This is a genomic window from Herbaspirillum frisingense (genome assembly GCF_047325095.1).
In the GTDB taxonomy this organism is placed as follows: Bacteria; Pseudomonadota; Gammaproteobacteria; order Burkholderiales; family Burkholderiaceae_D; genus Herbaspirillum; species Herbaspirillum frisingense.
The window spans coordinates 3,099,281-3,119,938 of sequence record NZ_CP168558.1; the positions used below are offsets into that span (position 1 = coordinate 3,099,281).

General features: G+C 62.9%; 20 protein-coding genes. 5 read left to right on the forward strand and 15 right to left on the reverse strand.

Translation table 11 applies throughout. From position 1 onward, the window contains the following. Positions 1-179 precede the first annotated feature (179 nt). The gene (locus ACEOAC_RS14260) at positions 180-545 is read left to right on the forward strand and encodes a cupin domain-containing protein (RefSeq protein WP_413444432.1); all 366 of its coding nucleotides are present in this window, start codon (positions 180-182) and stop codon (positions 543-545) included. 156 nt (positions 546-701) lie between these two features. On the opposite strand, the gene guaA is transcribed toward ACEOAC_RS14260, so the two are convergent. The 4 genes from guaA to ACEOAC_RS14280 form a co-directional block, all read right to left on the reverse strand. Continuing rightward, entirely contained in the window at positions 702-2,294 is a 1,593-nt protein-coding gene (gene guaA, locus ACEOAC_RS14265) for a glutamine-hydrolyzing GMP synthase (RefSeq protein WP_006465558.1), read from the reverse strand. A gap of 114 nt (positions 2,295-2,408) precedes the next feature. Next, positions 2,409-3,878, reverse strand: a complete 1,470-nt coding sequence (gene guaB, locus ACEOAC_RS14270; RefSeq protein ID WP_006465559.1) for an IMP dehydrogenase — start codon at positions 3,876-3,878, stop codon at positions 2,409-2,411. A 138-nt stretch (positions 3,879-4,016) separates the two neighbouring features. Next, complete coding sequence (locus ACEOAC_RS14275; protein ID WP_241813111.1) at positions 4,017-4,322, reverse strand: RnfH family protein; 306 nt, start codon at positions 4,320-4,322, stop codon at positions 4,017-4,019. After that, positions 4,315-4,746, reverse strand: a complete 432-nt coding sequence (locus ACEOAC_RS14280) for a type II toxin-antitoxin system RatA family toxin (protein ID WP_006465561.1) — start codon at positions 4,744-4,746, stop codon at positions 4,315-4,317. Before ACEOAC_RS14280 ends, ACEOAC_RS14275 begins: the two co-directional genes overlap by 8 nt. A gap of 67 nt (positions 4,747-4,813) precedes the next feature. On the opposite strand from ACEOAC_RS14280, the gene smpB reads away from it, so the two are divergent. Then, positions 4,814-5,263, forward strand: coding sequence for an SsrA-binding protein SmpB (smpB, locus tag ACEOAC_RS14285; RefSeq protein WP_006465562.1), 450 nt, complete (start codon positions 4,814-4,816; stop codon positions 5,261-5,263). Between the two features lie 63 nt (positions 5,264-5,326). Here the strand turns inward: smpB and ACEOAC_RS14290 are convergent, their stop codons facing one another. Together ACEOAC_RS14290 and ACEOAC_RS14295 are read right to left on the reverse strand one after the other, a co-directional pair. Beyond that, positions 5,327-6,910 (reverse strand): tetratricopeptide repeat protein, encoded by a 1,584-nt coding sequence (locus ACEOAC_RS14290; protein WP_413444431.1) that lies wholly within the window; start codon positions 6,908-6,910, stop codon positions 5,327-5,329. A 45-nt stretch (positions 6,911-6,955) separates the two neighbouring features. Next, positions 6,956-7,705, reverse strand: coding sequence for a hypothetical protein (locus ACEOAC_RS14295; RefSeq protein ID WP_413444430.1), 750 nt, complete (start codon positions 7,703-7,705; stop codon positions 6,956-6,958). A 371-nt stretch (positions 7,706-8,076) separates the two neighbouring features. On the opposite strand from ACEOAC_RS14295, the gene ACEOAC_RS14300 reads away from it, so the two are divergent. After that, positions 8,077-8,766: a response regulator transcription factor gene (locus ACEOAC_RS14300; RefSeq protein WP_039877189.1), complete on the forward strand. Its 690-nt coding sequence runs from the start codon at positions 8,077-8,079 to the stop codon at positions 8,764-8,766. Between the two features lies 1 nt (position 8,767). Next, positions 8,768-10,201 (forward strand): ATP-binding protein, encoded by a 1,434-nt coding sequence (locus ACEOAC_RS14305; protein WP_413444429.1) that lies wholly within the window; start codon positions 8,768-8,770, stop codon positions 10,199-10,201. 38 nt (positions 10,202-10,239) lie between these two features. On the opposite strand, the gene ACEOAC_RS14310 is transcribed toward ACEOAC_RS14305, so the two are convergent. From ACEOAC_RS14310 to ppsA, 4 genes are all read right to left on the reverse strand, one after another. Then, complete coding sequence (locus ACEOAC_RS14310) at positions 10,240-11,517, reverse strand: serine hydrolase domain-containing protein (protein ID WP_413444428.1); 1,278 nt, start codon at positions 11,515-11,517, stop codon at positions 10,240-10,242. 9 nt (positions 11,518-11,526) lie between these two features. Further along, on the reverse strand, positions 11,527-12,438 hold the full coding sequence (locus ACEOAC_RS14315; RefSeq protein WP_077237130.1) for an SPFH domain-containing protein: 912 nt from the start codon (positions 12,436-12,438) through the stop codon (positions 11,527-11,529). A gap of 32 nt (positions 12,439-12,470) precedes the next feature. Then, positions 12,471-12,905 (reverse strand): NfeD family protein, encoded by a 435-nt coding sequence (locus ACEOAC_RS14320; protein ID WP_006462522.1) that lies wholly within the window; start codon positions 12,903-12,905, stop codon positions 12,471-12,473. Between the two features lie 135 nt (positions 12,906-13,040). Continuing rightward, on the reverse strand, positions 13,041-15,395 hold the full coding sequence (ppsA, locus tag ACEOAC_RS14325; RefSeq protein WP_234296548.1) for a phosphoenolpyruvate synthase: 2,355 nt from the start codon (positions 15,393-15,395) through the stop codon (positions 13,041-13,043). A 372-nt stretch (positions 15,396-15,767) separates the two neighbouring features. Here ppsA and ACEOAC_RS14330 point away from each other — a divergent pair, with 372 nt between their 5' ends. Beyond that, positions 15,768-16,622, forward strand: coding sequence for a pyruvate, water dikinase regulatory protein (locus tag ACEOAC_RS14330; protein WP_006462525.1), 855 nt, complete (start codon positions 15,768-15,770; stop codon positions 16,620-16,622). Here the strand turns inward: ACEOAC_RS14330 and ACEOAC_RS14335 are convergent. Genes ACEOAC_RS14335 through lpxA form a run of 5 tightly spaced genes read right to left on the reverse strand, consistent with a single transcriptional unit; the run spans position 16,603 to position 20,585 of the window. Then, on the reverse strand, positions 16,603-17,133 hold the full coding sequence (locus ACEOAC_RS14335; protein WP_413443938.1) for a DUF6314 family protein: 531 nt from the start codon (positions 17,131-17,133) through the stop codon (positions 16,603-16,605). The two genes, ACEOAC_RS14330 and ACEOAC_RS14335, sit on opposite strands and share 20 nt — an antisense overlap. Before the next feature lie 9 nt (positions 17,134-17,142). Then, the gene (locus tag ACEOAC_RS14340; RefSeq protein WP_413443939.1) at positions 17,143-17,934 is read right to left on the reverse strand and encodes a TrmH family RNA methyltransferase; all 792 of its coding nucleotides are present in this window, start codon (positions 17,932-17,934) and stop codon (positions 17,143-17,145) included. Between the two features lie 9 nt (positions 17,935-17,943). Next, a complete protein-coding gene (gene rnhB / locus ACEOAC_RS14345) occupies positions 17,944-18,591 on the reverse strand; it encodes a ribonuclease HII (RefSeq protein WP_413443940.1) in 648 nt (215 codons plus the stop codon). Positions 18,592-18,637: 46 nt separating this feature from the next. Next, on the reverse strand, positions 18,638-19,813 hold the full coding sequence (gene lpxB / locus ACEOAC_RS14350) for a lipid-A-disaccharide synthase (protein ID WP_413443941.1): 1,176 nt from the start codon (positions 19,811-19,813) through the stop codon (positions 18,638-18,640). After that, entirely contained in the window at positions 19,797-20,585 is a 789-nt protein-coding gene (gene lpxA / locus ACEOAC_RS14355) for an acyl-ACP--UDP-N-acetylglucosamine O-acyltransferase (RefSeq protein ID WP_006462530.1), read from the reverse strand. The genes lpxB and lpxA overlap by 17 nt, the downstream gene beginning before the upstream one ends. Positions 20,586-20,658: the final 73 nt, after the last annotated feature.

A 20,658-nucleotide genomic window follows, 5' to 3' on the forward strand; every position in this document is an offset into this window, starting at 1 on the left:
CTGCCTCCTCGATCCTGTTCATGCACGGTGTGACCGGGGTAGGCGGACTTGGTGCCGGCCAGCGCGGCAGTAGCACGCTGCTGGTACACTGCTGCCCTTTGATCGACCGCCCGCCTTATCCCCTTTTTCCTCCTTTTTCGTCCTTTTTCGTCCTTATCCTTAAATTGCAGGCCCATTCCATGACCGCCATCACCCAATTCCGCCTAGGCTCCCCCGCTCCCGAACATGACCACCCCGTCGAAGAGCGCCGCCTGGAAGGCAATCCCCTGCGCACCACCTGGAACCACTTCACCAGCGCCAGCGGCGAAATCAACGCCGGCATCTGGGCCTGCGAAAAAGGCAGCTGGCGCATTGCCTTTGCACCGACCAAAGATGAATATTTCTACGTGCTGGAAGGTCGCTGCCGCGTCATTGATGAGCAAGGACTGGCTGCCGAAGCCGGCCCGGGGGATGCCATGGTGATCCCGGCGGGTTTCAAGGGCGTGTTCGAGGTGGTGGAGCCGATGCGCAAGCACTATGTGATCGTCGAGCGCGGCGGCGCCTGAGGCCGGCGAAACTCCACTTTACCCAGTACTGAAGGGCAGAAAAGCCGCTACCGGCCTTTGAAACCTCGCTGGATGCAGGAACGCAAAAAGCCCGCAGTAATGCGGGCTTCATGGCGATTTGATGCTTTCAAGCGTCTGAGATTGCCAGACCCCACATCACTCCCACTCAATGGTCGCTGGCGGCTTCCCCGAAATGTCATACACCACCCGGTTCAGGCCGCGGACTTCATTGATGATGCGGTTGGACACGCGTCCCAGCAGTTCATGCGGCAGGTGCGCCCAGTGGGCGGTCATGAAGTCCTGGGTCTGCACGGCGCGCAGGGCCACGACGTATTCGTAGGTACGGCCGTCACCCATCACGCCTACCGACTTCACCGGCAGGAACACGGCAAAGGCCTGGCTGGTCTTGTCGTACCAGCTCTGGCCGTCGTCATCCTTCGTATTGCGCAGTTCCTCGATGAAGATTGCATCAGCGCGGCGCAGCAGGTCGGCGTATTCCTTCTTGACTTCACCCAGGATACGCACGCCTAGGCCCGGGCCGGGGAACGGGTGGCGGTAGACCATTTCCGGCGGCAGGCCGAGGGCCACGCCCAGTTCGCGGACTTCATCCTTGAACAGTTCGCGCAGGGGTTCCAGCAGCTTCAGGTTCAGGGTTTCCGGCAGGCCGCCGACGTTGTGGTGGCTCTTGATGGTGTGGGCGGTCTTCTTGCCCTTGCCGGCGCTTTCGATCACGTCCGGGTAGATGGTGCCCTGGGCCAGCCACTTGGCGCTGGTCAGCTTGGCCGATTCGGCCTGGAACACTTCGACGAACTCGCGGCCGATGATCTTGCGCTTGGCTTCGGGATCGGTGACGCCAGCCAGATGGCCCATGAACTGGGCGGTAGCGTCCACATGGATCACCTTCACGCCCAGGTTCTTGCCGAACATCTCCATGACCATCTTGCCTTCGTCCAGGCGCAGCAGGCCGTGGTCGACGAAGACACAGGTCAGCTGGTCGCCGATGGCGCGGTGGATCAGGGCCGCAGCCACACTGCTGTCCACGCCACCGGAGAGGCCCAGGATGACTTCATCGCTGCCGACCTGCTGGCGGATCATCTCGACGGCTTCGGAGATGTAGTCCGGCATGTTCCAGTCCGACTGGCAGCCGCAGATCTCGTGCACGAAGCGCGCCAGCATGGCCTTGCCCTGCACGGTGTGGGTGACTTCGGGGTGGAACTGCACGCCGTAGAAGCGACGTTCTTCGTCGGCCATGCCGGCGATGGGGCAGTTGCCGGTGGAGGCCATGAGCTTGAAGCCGGCCGGCATGTCGTTGACCTTGTCGCCGTGGCTCATCCAGACCTTCAACATGCCGTGGCCCTGGGCATTGGTGAAGTCGCTGATGTTCTCCAGCAGCTTGGTGTGGCCGTGGGCGCGCACTTCGGCGTAGCCGAATTCACGCAGGTGACCGTTTTCGACCTTGCCGCCCAGTTGCTCGGCCATGGCCTGCATGCCGTAGCAGATGCCCAGGACCGGCACGCCCAGTTCGAATACCGATTGCGGTACGCGCGGGGTGTCGCCTTCGGTGACGCTGTTGGGGCCACCGGAGAGAATGACGCCGGCCGCGCCGTAGTTGCGCACGAATTCGTCGGTCACATCATGCGGGAATACCTCGGAAAACACACCGGCTTCGCGCACGCGGCGAGCGATGAGCTGGGTCACCTGGGAACCGAAGTCGAGGATCAGGATTTTCGAATGCGAATGCGTGGACATGGGCAATGAGGTCTGGCTACGTTAGCTACGTTGAAAATGGACTGCTGAAAAATTCAACAGCCCGACAGCCTGGCGCAATGCCGGTGGACTGTCGGGCTGTGGCCGCATCGAAAATTACTCGGCGCGGTAGTTCGGGGCTTCCTTGGTGATCTGCACGTCGTGGACGTGCGATTCGCGCATGCCGGCCGAGGTGATTTCGACGAATTCGGCGCGTTCGCGGAAGTCGTCGATGGAACCGCAACCGCAGTAACCCATGGAGGAGCGCACGCCGCCCACCAGCTGATACAGGATGGCGACCACCGAGCCCTTGTAGGCGACGCGGCCTTCGATGCCTTCCGGTACGAACTTGTCGGCGGTGTTGTCGCCGTCCTGGAAGTAACGGTCGGCCGAACCGTCGGCCATGGCGCCCAGCGAACCCATGCCACGGTAGGACTTGTAGCTTCGGCCCTGGTACAGGATCACTTCACCCGGGGCTTCTTCGGTGCCGGCGAACATGCTGCCCATCATCACGGCGGACGCCCCGGCGGCCAGCGCCTTGGCGACGTCGCCGGAGAAGCGGATGCCACCGTCGGCGATCACCGGTACGCCGGTCCCCTTCAGGGCGTCGGCGACGTTGGCGATGGCGGAGATCTGAGGTACGCCCACGCCAGCGACGATACGGGTGGTGCAGATGGAGCCAGGACCGATGCCGACCTTGACGGCGTCGGCACCATGTTCGACCAGTGCCTTGGCAGCGGCGGCGGTGGCGATGTTGCCGCCGATGACTTCCACGTGCGGGTAGCGGGTCTTGACCCACTTGACGCGGTTCAACACGCCAGCGGAGTGGCCGTGGGCGGTGTCGACCACGATCACGTCCACGCCGGCAGCGACCAGCAACTCGATGCGCTCGTCATTGTCCGGACCCACGCCGACGGCGGCGCCCACGCGCAGCTTGCCGTGTTCGTCCTTGCAGGCGAAGGGGTGTTCGGTGGATTTTTCGATGTCCTTGACGGTGATCAGGCCGCGCAGCTCGAAGGCATCGTTGACGACCATCACGCGCTCCAGGCGGTGCTTGTTCATCAGGCGCTTGGCTTCTTCGGGATCGGCGCTGGAACCGTTTTCCTTGACGTAGACCAGCTTGTCGCGCGGGGTCATCTTGGCGCGGACTTCGGCGTCCAGCTCTCGCTCGAAACGCAGGTCGCGGTTGGTGATGATGCCCACCAGTGCCTTGCCTTCAACCACCGGGAAACCGGAAATGCCGTGCTGCTTGGACAGCGCGATCACGTCGCGGATCTTCATGGTGGGGGGGATGGTGATCGGGTCGCGGACCACGCCGGACTCGAAACGCTTGACCTTGGAAACCTCGCGCGCCTGTTCCTTGGGCGTCAGGTTCTTGTGGATGATGCCGATCCCGCCTTCTTGCGCCATGGCAATGGCCAGGCGTGCTTCGGTGACGGTATCCATCGCAGCCGACACCAGCGGGATGTTCAGCGAGATGTTGCGCGTCAGGCGCGTGGTCAGGGAAGTATCTTTGGGGAGGATGTCCGAAAAGGCCGGAACGAGCAGCACATCATCGAACGTGAGTGCTTTTTGGAGAAGACGCATAGTGTTTCCTATAGGCGCAAAAGCGAATTATACAGAAAACTTGATCGCGCGTCTTGCTCTGCTTGCGTTTCTGCCTCCGGGCGTCGTAAAAATGCGGGATATCCTGCGCGTTATAGGTAGCCCGGCAAGCCGCGCGGGCTATTCGCCCTGCCCGCGCTCCTGGTGCGCGGCCCGGCGCCGGCGGGATTGCTTGGGGTCGGCGATCAGGGGACGGTAGATTTCGATGCGGTCATGTTCGCGCAGCGGGGTATCCAGCGGCCTGACCTTGCCGAAGATGCCGACCTTGCAGGTGGACAGGTCGATGGCCGGCTGTTCGCGCAGCAGGCCACTGTCGAGGATGGCCTGCTGGATGGTGCAGCCCGGGGCCACCTCAAGATCCCTGAGAATCTGCAGTCCGGGCGCGGCGTAGCAGAGCTGGACTTGCAAAGGGGCCGCTTCAGCCATATATCTGTTCGGCCCGCTTGCAGAAGGAATCGACGAAGCTGTTGGCGATCATGCTGAAGACCGGGCCGATCACGCCCTCCAGGATGCGGCTGGAAAATTCATATTCCATGTCGAACTCGATCTTGCAGGCATCCTCGCGCAGCGGCTTGAAGCTCCAGCGACCTTCGAAATGCTTGAACGGGCCTTCCACCAGGCGCATGGTCATGCTGGTGGGGCGCACATTGGTATTGTGGGTGCTGAAGGACTGTTTCAGGCCGTGGTAGTTGATCTTGAGCTTGGCCGTGAGACTATCGTCACTGCGTTCAGACACCTCGACACCGCCACACCAGGGCAGGAATTCAGGGTAATCCTCAACCTTGTCGACCAGGTTGAACATCTGCTCCGCGCTATAGTTGATCAGGACGGTTTTGTGAACGACTGCCATCGAGGGTGATCCGTTTGATAAAATCGCAAAGGCACAATTTTAACCGACGAGACGAATTTTTATTTAGATGAGCATTATTGATAACAAAAAGGCCTTTTTCGATTACTTCATCGAAGAGCGATTCGAAGCAGGTCTCGTCTTGCAAGGTTGGGAAGTCAAATCGATCCGCGCCGGCCGCGTGCAATTGAAGGAAGCCTACGTGATCGTGCGCAATGGCGAGGTCTACCTGTTCGGCTGCCACATCAGTGCGCTGACCAGCACCTCCACCCACGTGCATCCGGAAACGACTCGTACCCGCAAGCTGCTGCTCAATGCGGCGGAGATCAGCAAACTGATCGGCAAGGTGGAGCGCTCCGGCTATACGCTGGTGCCACTGAACCTGCATTACAGCAAGGGCCGGGTCAAATGCGATATCGGCCTGGCCAAGGGCAAGAAGCAGCACGACAAGCGCGAGACCGAAAAGCAGCGTGACAGCCAGCGCGAAATCCAGGCGGCCATGAAGCAGAATCGCCGCTGATCCTGGACTCCCCTCTTCCACCGCGACCACGGCTGCCCAGGGCAGCCGTTTTCATGTCCGCCGTTACGACCAGCCGGCGAACTTCTCGCGGCAGGCGGCCACCATCCCGGCCACCACCGGCGCCCATTGCCCGCGCTCCTGCTGGCGGAACAGCCGGACCGAGGGATACCAGGGACTGGAGTCCCCCTCGACGCCCCAGCGCCACTCGCCTTCCAGTCGTTGCGGCAAAAAGCATGGCAGGCCCAGGGCACCGGCCAGGTGTATGACGGCAGTATCGACACTGATCACCAGGTCCAGCGCGCAGGCCAGCGCTGCGGTATCGGCCCAATCCGCCAAGGGCAAGCTGTGCAGCCGGCCCGCCACTTGCTGATGCAGGGCCTGGTCGGCCAGGGGAATTTCCACCTGCAGGCTGATGAAGTCGGCCGGCAGGTCCAAGAGCGGCAGCAAGGCGGCCAGTGGCACATCGCGGCTGGGATGCGTGGTGGCGTACTGCCGTCCGGCCCAGGCCAGGCCAATACGCGGACGGCGCGGCCCAGCGCCATCCAGCAACGCCAGTTGCTCCTGCCACTGCGCTACGCGCCCAGGATCAGCAAAAAGATAAGGCGGCTGCGGTCCCTGGCGAGGATCAGGCAACGCAAGCAACAACGGCAGGCTCAGCAGCGAGGCATGGCAATCATGGGGCGGCGCTTCATGTGCGTGGGACACGCAGTCCACCCCGGGCAAGGAGGGGGCGAGCACCGCCAATAACGCTGCGGGGGCGCAGAGCGTCACCTGCGCGGCACGCTGTGCGACCAGTGGGATGTAGCGGGAAAATTGCAGGCAATCGCCCTGCCCCTGTTCGGCCCACAATAGCACTCGCTTTCCCTGTACATCCTGGCCTGGCTGCCAGCGCGGGCTCGGGCTGCTGATGCCCTGCCGGGCCAGTTCGGCTATCGCGAAACGGGCTTCATGGGCTGGCCATCCCCGTGCATAGTCATGCCGCGTCAGCAGCATGTGGGCGCGACCGGCCTGGGCCTGCGGGAAATCGGCATGCCAGCGCAGAGCCTCTTCATAGGCGGCTTGCGCTTCATCGATGCGGCCCATACGGCGCAGGATGTCGGCGCGATTGAAGGCAATCAGGGCGCGGGTGCCGTCGTCGCTGTGGGGGGCTTCCGAATAGCAGTGAAGCGCTTCTTCGTGACGGTTCAACAGAAGCAGGATATCGGCATGCAAGGCCTGGTGGTCCAGGGTGGCCAGCGGTAGCGCAGGAGCAAGGGCGGCCAATGCCTGTTGTGGCTGCGCCAGCTTGTAGTAGAGGCGCGCCAACGTGGCGGCGCGCTCAGTGTCGGGCGTCTCTTCCGGCCCTTGGGCGGCTGCCAGCGTATCGGCCCATTGCGCCATCACTGCGCGATGGGCGACGCGCGCGTCGTGGTAGTCCGGCACCAGATCCAGACAGGCTTCGTAGGCAACGATCGCGCCGGCCAGCTCACCCATTTCCACCAGCAGATCGGCACGCTGCATGTGCAATGGCAGGAAGCCGGGGTCCAGCGCCAGTCCCTGCTCCAGCACGGCCACGGCAGCAGCAGGTTGCTGGGCGCCACGCAGGGCGATGGCCTCACACATCAGGCCCATGATGCTTGCCAGTTTGGCGGGGTCGGGAGAAATCATGGCCGGCAGCTTATCACGCCGCCGGCTCGTGACGCCGCCGCCGGATCACGCCGTGGTATCGATCAGGTTGCCTGTGGTCTTGCCTGCCGCCAGCTTGCTCTGCAGGTTTTGCAGGAAGCTGGAAAGCGACGTGGTGGTCGACGATGCGCCCAGGGAACTGAGCAGGTTGCTGAAGGCACTTTCCAGTGAAGAGCTCGCGCCATCACCGCTATCGCTGCTGCCGGAGGAAAGACTGGAGATCAGGCTATTGAGGTCTGCCTCCAGCCCACCGCCGGGCGGTGGCGGACGACCCGCTGGCGAGTAGGAGCGCGCCGTGGTGTCGGTGGCCGTGGTGCTGGCACTGCTAGTGCTGCTGGAGCCACTGGTGCTGTCGACCTCGCTGGTGGCCGACACGCTGCTGGAGGAACTGCCGTCAGAAGACGACGAAAGTGCCGGCGGCGGTCCCGGTGGGGGATTGTCCTGGCCTTTCAGGGCGGCCATGAGTTCCTGCAGGAAGGCATCGAGCTTGGAATCGACATTCGAAGCCGAAATGCTGCTGCTTGAAGAGGTCGTGCTGGCCGAGGTGGTGGCGCTGGTTGCCGTGGCGCTGCTGGCGGTCGCATCAAGCGCCACGCCCAGCGAGGCGAGAATATCCTTGAGCGCGCCGATCAGCCCTCCCCCCTTGTCGCCACGCGGCGGTGGTGGCGGTGGCACATCCATGCGCTGCGTGGCGCTGGTGGAAAAACCGCTGGTGCCGCTGAGGGCGGACAGATCGGACAGGCTGAAATTGCTGGAACCAACGCTGCTGATGGCCATGACACTCCCCTTTTATTGTGTGCGACGCCCCTTGCGTCGCTCCCTTGTCAGGGCCAACAGTATCGGTCATCAAGACCTGTTAAGTTGAACCGGAAAGCGTAAAGCGGAGTAAAGTTCTGTCAACACGCGCAGCGCGCGCCATTGCCGCAAGTCAAGCCTGGCGCGGCCTATCAGCGGGTGATGAAAAAATCGGTCAAGGAGGGATGGGCGCAATACCCTGTCGAGCAGGTTCACCAGCACGCGGTAAATGAATGTAAAGATGCAATTGTAAAGACGGCCGGAAACACTCCTGCAAAACCTTTTACGGCATATTACGGGCTGCCGACGCCCTGCGGCCTGGAGGCAGGGCAATTCGAGAATGGAATGCAGCGATGTCTAAAGTACTTTTGATCGACGATGACGTGGAGCTCGTCGATATGCTCAAGGAATACCTGGAGCAGGAAAAATTCGAAGTCAACGTCGCCTACGATGGCGAAGCCGGCGCCGCCGAGGCGCTCACCGGCCAGTACGCCATCGCGGTGCTGGATGTGATGATGCCCCGCCTGAACGGCGTCGATACCCTGCGCCGCATCCGCGCCAAGAGCAGCATGCCGGTGGTGATGCTGACCGCCAAGGGCGATGACACCGACCGCATCATCGGCCTGGAACTGGGCGCCGACGACTACGTGCCCAAGCCTTGCACACCACGCGAAATTGCCGCCCGCATCCGCGCCATCCTGCGCCGCGCTTCTGCCGAGAGCAGCGAACAGACGCCCTATTCGCCACTGGCCGTGGGCGCGCTGTCGATGTGGCCGGAACAGCGTCGCGCCACCTGGAACAGCCGGCCGCTGGAATTGACCAGCAGCGAATTCAACCTGCTGGAAGTGCTGGCCCGCAATGCCGGCAAGCCGGTCAGCAAGCAGACCCTGTCGGAGCAGGGCCTGGGCCGCCCGCTGGCGCGCTTCGACCGCAACATCGACGTCCACCTTTCCAGCATCCGCCAGAAGATCGCCGCCCTGGGCAGCGACAAGAGCTGCATCCAGACCGTCTATCGCCTCGGTTACCAGTTCATCAAGGAATAAAGTGGGCCGGCTTTTCTGGAAGTTCTTCTTCTTCATCGCGATCGCCCAGATTACCGCCACCTTCGGCGTGGGCGTGCTGTTCTGGATAGAAAACCTGGAACGCAGCAACCGCAACTCGGAAATCGACCTCAGTCCGCCGGCCTCGTTCATGATCCGGTCGGCGGCGGCCACGCTGCAGTTCGGCGGGCCGGAAGCGCTGCGCAGCCTGATCAACGAAGGACGTCCGCATCGCCTGCAGCTGTATGCGGTGGATGAAGAGAACAAGGACCTGATGGGTCGAGAAGTACCGCCCAAGCTGGTGGAAGAGGCGCGGCACCTGTTGACGACCGAGCGCGAGCGACGCTCGGTGGAACTGGTCAAGGCCACCAACGGCCATAGCTACCTGATGTTCATTCCGGCGCCCAACGATGAGTTTGCGCCACCGCCCGGCCCCGGACCCGGCGGCATGCCCGGGCGCGAACCCCGCTACATGAAGGAACGCGGACCCAAGCCGCTGTTCTTCCCGACCATGCCGCTGGCTGTGGCACTGATGGCCAGCCTGATATTCGCCCTGCTGCTGGCCTGGTATTTCTCGCATCCGATTCGCCACCTCAAGAACGCCTTCAACCAGGCCGCCAATGGCAACCTGGATCTGGAACTGGAGCCGGTGATGAGCGCGCGCAATGACGAACTGGCCGACCTCGGTCGCGATTTCGACGCCATGACCGCCAAGCTGCGCACCCTGATGGAAAGCCAGCGTCGCCTGCTGCATGACGTCTCGCACGAATTGCGCTCGCCGATTGCGCGCCTGCAGATGGCCATCGGTCTGGCGCGGGTACAGGACCGTGACAAGCTGGAACTGACCCTGGAACGCATCGAACGCGAGAGCGTGCGCATGGACAAGCTGGTGGGTGAACTGTTGACGCTGTCCAGACTGGAAGCCAATGTCCCCGGTTCGATGGAAGAAGCCATCGCCATCCAGCCCATGCTGGGGGACATGATCAATGACGCCAATTTCGAGGCAGAGACCCTGGGCAAGCAGGTGGAAAGCCAGATCGCCTGCCGGGTGCAGGTGCAGGGCAATCCGGAGTTGCTCTATCGCGCCATCGAGAACGTGCTGCGCAATGCCATCAAGCACACCGCACCAGCGACCACGGTGCAGGTCGTGGCCGAGATCGACGAGGTCGGCAAGCTGCTGCACCTGTCCATTCTCGACCGTGGGCCGGGTGTGCCGGAGGAAGAGATGAACAGCATCTTCGAGCTGTTCTTCCGCAGCAGCCGCACCAAGAGCAACAGCGCCGGGCACGGCCTTGGGCTGTCGATTGCGCGACGTATCGTGGAAGCCCATCAAGGCAGCATCCGCGCCGCGAATCGGCCGGATGGCGGCTTGCGGGTGGACATCACCCTGCCCTTCATGGCCGATGAACCGGCACGGGGAGATACCCTGGAGGCCTGATGGCCGACTACCGGCTGGCTGCGATCCGTCCGCAGCCGTCAGTGTGCTAGGGCCTGTGGTTCGGGATCGACGATGGTCGTCATCAATCCGCGTTGCACCGCGACCTGGAAGGCCTGCAGTTCCTGCACGCCCTGTTCGGCCGGATAGGGAATCGGCAAGCGGTTCATCAGCACCGCCCACGACCAGCCATCGGCTCGCGACTGCAGATAGGCGTAGCTGCCGGTGGTCAGCGCACCGCTGTGGGAGAGGATTTCCATGCCGTTGGTACGGGTCACCACCCAGCCCAGGCCATAGTTGTTTTCTGCCAGCCTGGGATCGCGCTGCTTCATCAGGGCCAGCGTTTCAGGCTTGAGCAATGCAGGGCTGCCGCGCCCCTGGACCGCATCGACCAGGCGCACCAGGTCTGCCGCCGTGGTCACCCAGCCGGCAGTGGCGTCCATGCTCCTGAAATGATAGGCGCAATAGGATTCCGGACACGTCGCCGCGCTGCCATCGCGGTCGGCCACGGCGGGCCAGCGCGGGTCATCGTAATAGCCGGCCTCCCCTGCAGCGCGCTCGTTGCGGCGATCCCCGGCGATCACCGCATCATCGATCCCGGCCGGGCCGAACACCAATGCCTGCACCGCCTGCTCATAGGGCTGCCCGGTCTTGTGCTCGATGATGCGACCCAGCACGTTATAGGCGAAATTACTGTAGAAGAATTCACTGCCCGGTGCAGCATCCAGCAGACGCTGCTTGAGCACGTAGGCGATCACGTCGCGTGCCGAGGCCGGCGCCGGGACCTGGCGTGCGCGGGCGATATTGACCAGGTCGTATTGCGGGTCGTAGTCGCTGCCACCCCAGCCGCTGGTGTGTTGCAGCAGCTGGCGCAAGGTGATCCGGAGCACGCGCTGGTCCAGCGGCTGGGCGAAATCCGGATAGGCCGCATCGGGCAACAGACCTTGCGGGCCGAAGACCGGGTGATCCAGCACCTGCGGCAACTCGTTCTGGAACAGCCTCAGCACCGCCACCGCCGTCACCGCCTTGGAAATGCTGCCGATGCGAAAACGCGTCTGGGGCGTGACCGGCGTATTGCTTTCGGTGAGCGCCATGCCATAGCCACGTTGGTACACCAGCCGGCCCTGATAAGCGATGGCGATGCTGGCCCCGGGAACCGGATAACGGGCAAGGATCTGCTCCATGCGGGCATCCACGCGGGCGGCCAGCGCATCATCCTGTTGCTGCGCGTGGGTGGCGGAGGCGGCCGACAACAAGGCGGCCGTCAGCACGAACCGGGCTGGCCGTGGCAAGGCGATACGAAAAGACGCGAAGTTCATGGGCAATTTCTATTTCTGTTGCTTCACCACTTGCAGTGCCGATGCGATCAGGCCGCTCATATCGGACAGATTGGCCGGTACGATGATGGAATTGTTGGTCTTGGCCAGCTTGCCGAAGGCATCGACATACTGCTCCGCCACCTTCAGGTTGACGGCGTCCGAACCACCCGGTTGCTGGATTGCCGAAGCCGTCTTGCGGATCGCCTCGGCACTGGCTTCGGCGATGGCAAGGATAGCCGCGGCCTGACCTTCGGCACGATTGATCGATGCCTGCTTCTCGCCTTCGGAACGGGCGATGGCGGCTTCACGTTCACCGGTGGCGATATTGATCTGTTCCTGCTTGCGCCCTTCGGAGGCGGCGATCAGTGCGCGCTTTTCGCGTTCGGCAGTGATCTGGGCCTGCATGGCGTGCAGGATTTCCTTGGGCGGGGTCAGGTCCTTGATTTCATAGCGCAGCACCTTCACGCCCCAGTTCTCGGCCGATTCGTCGATGGCACTGACGATGGCGGTGTTGATGTGATCGCGTTCCTCGAAGGTCTTGTCCAGTTCCATCTTGCCGATCACCGAGCGCAGCGTGGTCTGCGCCAGCTGGGTGATGGCGGCAATGTAGTTGGACGAACCATAGGAGGCCCGCATCGGATCGGTGATCTGGAAGTACAGGATGCCATCGACCTGCAGCTGCGTATTGTCACGGGTAATGCAGACCTGCGGCGGCACGTCCAGCGGGATTTCCTTGAGGATGTGCTTGTAGGCCACGCGATCGATGAAAGGCACCACGATGTTGAGGCCCGGCGCCAGCGTGGCGTGGTACTTGCCCAGGCGCTCCACCACCCAGGCGTGCTGTTGCGGGACCACCTTGACCGTCTGCACGACGAAGACGATGGCGAGGAAGAAAATGACCAGAGTGACGCTACCCAGCATGGAACTCTCCTTGGAACTTGAGGGGGGATGGATCAGCGCGGTGCCACCAGCAGGCGGCTGCCGCGTATTTCGCGGATGACGTAGGGGCCGGGCAAGGCATGGTGCCCGGGCAGCAGTTCGACATCCCACTGCGCACCGCGGTAGGGGACGCGGGCGATGTATTGGCTGCCCTGTGCCTGCCAGGCTGGCACCTCGACGCTTTGGCCGATATCGAGCAGCAGGTTGGGATCGTCGTTGGCATTGCCCTGGCGCAGGCGGCCGTAGCGGCTGCGGCGCAGCGCGAGCACCGCCGCCACGCCCACGATGGCCGCTACCAGCAGTTGCCACTCCAGTGGCACGCCACCCCATGCAACGACGCCGCCGGCGGCCAGACCCAGCGCAATCATCAGCAGATAGAAGGTCCCGGTGAATAGTTCTGCGGCCAGCAGCCCTCCTGCCAGCGCCCACCAGATCGCCCAGTCGCTCATCAGCCCACCTCGTCAGTTAATAGCAAACGCGCCAAGTCTACCGCAGCTTGAGAACACAAAAACAAAGGCGCGGACATTTCTGTCCGCGCCTTTCACTTCTTTCAACGATCGACGTCAGTGACGCTTACTTCATCATCACTTCTTGGCCAGCTGCTGCCAGGTATCGATGACGGTATCCGGGTTCAGCGAGATCGACTCGATGCCCTGGTCCATCAGCCATTCGGCGAAGTCCGGATGGTCCGAAGGACCCTGGCCGCAGATACCGACGTACTTGCCCTTCTCGCGGCAGGTGGCGATGACCTTGGTCAGCAAGGCCTGCACCGCCGGGTCGCGCTCGTCGAAGTCGGCTGCCAGCAGCTCCATGCCCGAATCGCGGTCCAGGCCCAGGGTCAGCTGGGTCAGGTCGTTGGAACCGATGGAGAAGCCGTCGAAGTGTTCCAGGAACTGCTCGGCCAGGATGGCGTTGGACGGCACTTCGCACATCATGATGACGCGCAGGCCGTTTTCGCCGCGCTTCAAACCATACTTGCCCAGCAGGCCGATGACCTTTTCCGCCTGGCCCAGTGTACGCACGAACGGCACCATCACCTCGACGTTGGTCAGGCCCATGTCTTCGCGTACGCGCTTCATGGCCTGGCATTCCATCTGGAAGGCTTCGGCGAAGTCATGCGCCAGATAACGGGCTGCACCACGGAAGCCCAGCATCGGGTTTTCTTCGTCCGGCTCGTAGCGCGAACCGCCGATCAGCTTCTTGTACTCATTGGACTTGAAGTCCGACAGGCGCACGATCACCGGCTTGGGCCAGAAGGCCGCGGCGATGGTGGCGATGCCTTCGGCCAGCTTGTCCACGTAGAAGGCCTTGGGCGAGGCATGACCACGGGCCACGGACTCCACGGCCTTCTTCAGGTCGGCGTCGATGTTCGGGTATTCCAGGATGGCCTTGGGGTGCACGCCGATGTTGTTGTTGATGATGAATTCCAGACGCGCCAGGCCGACACCGCCGTTGGGGATCGACTGGAAGTCGAAGGCCAGTTGCGGGTTACCCACGTTCATCATCACCTTCAGCGGGATCGGCGGCAGTTCGCCACGGGCCACTTCGGTCACTTCGGTTTCCAGCAGGCCGTCGTAGATCTTGCCTTCGTCGCCTTCGGCGCAGGACACGGTCACCAGGGTGCCATCCTTCAACACATCGGTAGCGTCACCGCAACCGACCACCGCCGGCACGCCCAGTTCACGGGCGATGATGGCGGCGTGGCAGGTACGACCGCCACGGTTGGTGACGATGGCCGAGGCACGCTTCATCACCGGTTCCCAGTTGGGATCGGTCATGTCAGCCACCAGCACGTCGCCGGGCTGCACGCGTTCCATTTCGGCCGGGTCGGTGATCACGCGCACCGGACCGGCGCCGATCTTCTGGCCGATGGCGCGGCCAGTGGCCAGCACGGTACCGGAGCTCTTCAGCTTGAAGCGCTGCTGGGCGTCGGTGGCCTTTTGCTGCGACTTCACCGTTTCCGGGCGAGCCTGCAGGATGTAGAGCTTGCCGTCACGGCCGTCCTTGCCCCACTCGATGTCCATCGGACGCTGGTAGTGCTTTTCGATGATGGTGGCGTACTTGGCCAGTTCCACCACTTCGGCGTCGGTCAGGGAATAGCGGTTGCGCAGTTCCACCGGCACATCCACGGTCTTGACCGAGCGGCCGGCCTTGGCTTCGCCGGTGAATTCCATCTTGATCAGCTTGGAACCCAGGTTGCGGCGGATCACAGGCTGCTTGCCCAGTTCCAGCATGGGCTTGTGGACGTAATACTCGTCCGGGTTGACGGCACCCTGCACCACGGTTTCGCCCAGGCCATAGCTGGAGGTGATGAAGACCACATCCTTGAAGCCCGATTCGGTGTCGATGGTGAACATCACGCCGGCCGCGCCCACGTCGGAGCGCACCATGCGTTGCACGCCGGCCGACAGCGCCACTTCGGCGTGGGTGAAGCCCTTGTGGACGCGATACGAGATGGCGCGATCGTTGTAGAGCGAGGCGAAGACGTGCTTCATCGCTTCCAGAACGTTGTCGATGCCGACCACGTTCAGGAAGGTCTCCTGCTGACCGGCAAAGGAGGCGTCAGGCAAGTCTTCGGCGGTCGCGGAGGAACGCACGGCAAACGACATCTCGGCGGTCGAATCGGCTACCAGCTTGTCGTAGAAGGCACGGATCTCCTGGTCCAGGCGCGGCTGGAATGGCGTGTCGATGATCCATTGACGGATTTCGGCGCCGGCTTGCGCCAGCGAACGCACGTCATCGATATCCAGACCTTCGAGGCGCTTGGCGATACGGGCGGCCAGCGTCGGACCGCCATCGGCGCTGTGTTCCAGGAAATCGCGGAAAGCTTGCGCAGTCGTGGCGAAACCGCCCGGCACGCGTACACCGGCGCCGGCCAGCTGGGAAATCATTTCTCCCAGCGATGCGTTTTTGCCACCGACGGACTCGACGTCCGTCATGCGAAGAGTTTCAAAGGAGGCTACGTATACCGCCCCCTGGGTGTTTACTGCGTTGGACATGACTACCCCTAGCTTGATGATAAGAAATCTTCGCGGGCGCGGCATGGGTCGGTTTATTTTTGTTATTCTGCGACGGTTGCGGCAGCAGGTGCGGTGTCGAGGAAGAGCCCAGGGACATGAGCAGACGCGCGCAGGCACCGAGGACGTTTGCCAATGCAAACATCATCAGGAACTCGGTCGAATTGCGCAGGCGAATGACGGTCATCAGGATGGGCTTCTCGAAATATTGCTAGGCATTGTACCGCGTGAAATCATTTTTGTTCGTAGCACCAAACTTTTTTTCAATTTTCCAAAAGACAAGATAATCAGACCATGCTCGACCCCATGCCGATCCCGCATCCTTCGCCCGTCCTGGCCGCCAACCGCACCGTTTTCTTTGTTTCCGACGGCACCGGGATCACCGCAGAAACCTTCGGGCATTCGGTGCTGAGCCAGTTCGAGTTGCGCTTCAAGCAGATCCGCCTGCCCTTCATCGATACCCTGGACAAGGCCCACGACGCCACCCGCAAGATCAACGAGGCCTATCAGGTCGACGGCAAGCTGCCGATCGTCTTTTCCACCCTGGTCAAGTCGGAGCTGTCCTCGGTGATCCGCCGCGCCAAGGCCATGCACATGGATCTGTTCCAGACGTTCGTGGAGCCGCTGGAGCAGGAGCTGGAGATGAAGTCCACGCACACCATCGGCCGCAGCCACAACACCACCGATTCCGAGGAATACCGCAATCGCATCGAGGCCATCAATTTCTCGCTGGCGCATGATGACGGCCAGTCCAACAAGAACCTCTCTGAAGCCGACGTGATCCTGGTGGGCGTCTCGCGCTCAGGCAAGACCCCGACCAGCCTGTATCTGGCCATGCAGTTCGGCATCAAGTGCGCAAACTACCCCCTGATTCCGGAAGACTTCGAGCGCGAAAAGCTGCCCAGCGGCCTGGTGATGCACAAGAAAAAGATCTTTGGCCTGACCATCGCTCCTGAACGCCTGTCGGAAGTGCGCAATGAGCGCCGCCCGGGCAGCAAGTACGCCGCGCTGGAAAATTGCCGCTATGAAATCAATGAGGCCGAGAAGATGATGCGGCGCGAAGGCATCCGCTGGATGTCCTCCACCACCAAGTCCATCGAGGAAATCGCTGCCACCATCCTGCAGGAAATCAAGCTGGAGACGCGCTGACCTCGGGCCCGACCGCAGGCCCGCAGCGACGGGCCACGGTCAGCACGCGGGTGCGCTTTTTGGGGCCGCTGATGAAGGTTTCCATGGTGAAGGAATCTTCAGTATCGAGGGTGTAGGCGGCGTTGTAGCAGTCCGGGCCGCAGAGGTGGTCGGCGGCCGGAACCAACATATTTCCACGCAGCAAATAAGACTGATAAGGCTGGCCGACGCGCTCACCGTCGGCGAACTGCACGGCGACACGGTCGGCGCCGAAACGGTAATCGAAGAGACGGGAAAACAGGATGGGGCGCCCCAGTGCGCCTGCCAGCATGCGTAGCTGGCCACGTTCGCGGTAGAGCAACTGGCCCGGCACTTCGCCCGAAATGAAATCGAAGCTGCCGACGGCCGTAGCCTGCGGCGTCTCGCTGCCTTCCCAGATGGTGCGATCGAACTGCCATTGCCCAAGGAAGTAGGCCGCCAGGGCGGCCAAGTCCGGGGGAGGAAACGCCGTCGTGACCGCCGTCGTCGCCATGATGCCCTCTCAGCGCCCCAGCGTGCGCTGACGCAGTTGTTCGAACAGGCAAACGGCCGCCGCAGCGGCCACGTTGAGCGACTCCATCTGCCCCAGATGCGGGATCACCACTTCTTGCGTTGCGGCCTCCTGCAAGGCCGGCGAGACCCCCTGCCCTTCATGCCCCAGCAACCAGGCCACAGGGCCGGAGAGGTCGCAGTCGTAGATGGTCTGCGCGGCGTGCGAGCTGGTGGCCAGCAACGGAATGCGGCTGGCTGCGCACAAGGCGACCAGGTCCACATTCTCGAAGATATCCAGCACGAAATGCGCGCCCATGCCGGCGCGCAAGACCTTGGGCGACCAGGCTGCCGCCGTGCCGGGGGAACAGAACACCTGCTTCACCCCGGCCGCGGCGGCGCTGCGCAGGACGGAACCGAGATTGCCCGGGTCTTGCAGACCATCCAGCAGTACCGCCGAGTCCTGCAGGGCCTGGGGCGCGACCGCCTGTGGCGTCATCACCAGCAGGAACAGCCCGACACCGTTTTCGACGGTGCTGATGGCGTCATACAGCTTGTCGGCCAGCACCAGACACTGGGCACCCAGCGCTTCACTCCGGGCCAGGATGGGTGCGACCTCGGGATGGTACTGGGCGCCCTCTGCCACCACGCAGAGCTGTGGCGCATCGCGATACTGCAACCAGGCCTGGGCCAGGTGCACGCCGTCCAGCAGGCTCTGGCCGGCGCGGCGGCGCGCCTGGCTGCTGGAGGCCAGCTGTTTCAGATCCTTGAAGAGCGGATTGTCTTTCGAAGTAATCAATTTCATGCGCCCTCCCTACGCCACCATGACGGCCGGGCCTGACACGGCCTGGCCCGACAGCAGGGCCTTGACCGGAGCGTAGGAGCGGCGGTGCACGGGCGACACGCCGTGCAGGCGCAGCATCTCCAGATGCAAGGGGGTCGGATAACCCTTGTGACGGTCAAAGCCGTAATGCGGATAGGCGTCGTGCAAGACCATCAGTGCGGCATCGCGCGCGGTCTTGGCCAGGATGGAGGCGGCCGAGATCGAGGGCACCTTGTCGTCGCCCTTGATGATGGCTTCGGAGCGGATGCTCATCACCGGGCAGCGATTGCCGTCGATCAGCGCCAGCGTGGGCAAGGTGGAGAGTGCTTCCACCGCGCGGCGCATGGCCAGCATGCTGGCCTGCAGGATGTTGAGTTCGTCGATTTCCTGCTCGGTGCAGGAGGCGATGGACCAGGCCAGCGCGCATTCCTTGATCTCCAGCGCCAACCCATCGCGGGCGGCTTCGCTGAGTTTCTTGGAGTCGCGCAGGCCCTTGACCGGGCGCGCCGGATCCAGGATCACGGCAGCGGCGAACACCGGACCGGCCAGGGGCCCACGGCCCGCCTCGTCAACGCCGCAGATGATCTCTCCGGTGTGGTCGTCGAACAATGCCATTGTCTGCGGCGCCAGCTTGGGCATGGGAATTTCCTTCTTCAAACTTGATAACGGACCGTCGCTGCCAAGGTCAGCGGCGTCGGCTGCCGATGACCTCGCACACGGCATTGGCACTCTCGCGGCTGGTATCGCGCAGCAGCGCATGGTGCATGTCGGCAAAGCGCCGCAGCAGGCGCTGCTGGTGCGCGTGGTCTTCCAGCTGATGCCACATGGCGTCGGCCAGCGCGGTCGGGGTCGCCTGATGCTGCAGCAGTTCCGGCACCAGGAAGTCCCGGGCCAGGATATTGGGCAGACCGACCCAGGGCTGGTAGGCCATGTGACGCATGATCTGGTAAGAGGCCCAGTTGACCTTGTAGGAGATCACCATCGGCTTCTTGTACAGCGCCACTTCCAGCGAGGCCGTACCGGAGGCCACCAGCACCGCATCCGAGGCTTCCATGGCGCTGTGCGACTGGCCACGGATGACCTGGATGTCCAGGTCTTCATAGCCACCCTGGCGAATCTGTTCCTGGAAGAATGCCATCTGGTGATCGCCGGCCATCGGGGTGACGAACTGCAATTGTGGGTCACGCTGCCTGAGCAGGCGCGCCGCCGCCAGGAAGCCTTCACCATTCTGCTTGAGCTCGCTCATGCGGCTGCCCGGCAGGATGGCTACCACCCGCCCGGGACCGGTCAGACCCAGGCGCTGGCGAGCGCCGGCGGTATCCGGTTGCAGCGGAATCACCTCGGCCAGCGGATGGCCGACATAGGTCACCGGCACGCCGGCCTTGCGGTAGATGCTTTCCTCGAAGGGGAAGATGACCAGCATGTGCGATACCGCACGCTGGATCTTCTTGATGCGCCAGCCCCGCCAGGCCCAGATCTGCGGCCCGATGAAATGGATGGTCGGGATACCGGCCTTCTTGAGCTGTTCTTCCAGGCCCAGGTTGAATCCCGGGTAATCGACGCCGACGAAGGCGTCCGGCCGGTCGGCCAGCAACTTGTCGCGCAGCGCTTCCTGGATGCCCTTGATCTCGCGATAGCGCGGAATCACCTCGAACAGGCCGCGCACGGTCAGCTTGTCCATCGGCCAGTGGCTGGTGAAGCCTTGCGCGGCCATGTGCTCGCCGCCGATGCCATGCAGACGCGCCTGCGGCAGGCGTTCACGCACGCCGGCCAGCAGGCGGCTGCCGAGCAGGTCGCCTGAACTCTCCCCGGCGACCAGCGCAATCGACTGGCGCCGCGTGATGTCAGCGGATGATGCCACGGGCCGAAGCCTCGATGAACTCGCGCAACATGCGGATGTACTGGGCAGCATCGGCGGACTTGGCCTCCATCTGCGCCAGTTCCTGCTTGGCCTGCTCCAGCGGCAGGTTGGCACGATAGATCAACTTGTAGGCGCGCTTGATCTCCATGATCTGCTCGCTGCTGAAGCCACGACGCTTGAGGCCTTCGCTATTGATGCCGGCGGGGACGGCGCGGTTGCCGGCAGCCGTCACGAAGGGCGGGACGTCCTGGCTGACTGCGGCAGTGAAGGCAGTCATGGCATGCGCGCCGATGTGGCAGAACTGGTGCACGGTGGTGAAACCGCCCAGGAAGACGTAATCGCCCAGGTGCACGTGACCTGCCAGCGTGGCATTGTTGGCCAGGATGATGTTGTTGCCCAGCTGGCAATCGTGGGCCAGGTGGACGTAGGCCATGATCCAGTTGTCGTTGCCGATGCGGGTGGCACCGGCATCCTGGACGGTGCCACGGTTGAAGGTGACGAATTCGCGGATGGTGTTGCGGTCACCAATCTCGACGGTGGTAGGCTCGCCGGCATACTTCTTGTCCTGCGGCGCCGCACCGATGGAGGCGAACTGGAAAATCTCGTTGTCCCGACCGATGCTGGTGTGGCCTTCGATGACCACGTGCGGACCGATGCGGGTACCGGCACCGATGCGCACATCAGGGCCGATGACGGCATAGGCGCCGATCTCGACCGACTCGTCGATCTGTGCTCCGGGGGCAATCACTGCGCTTGGATGGATCTTGGACATATCCTGTGCTTCGCTTGGGTTCGCTGGATGTACACATTGCAGATGCGCAACATGCACAATGAATCAGGCCCGG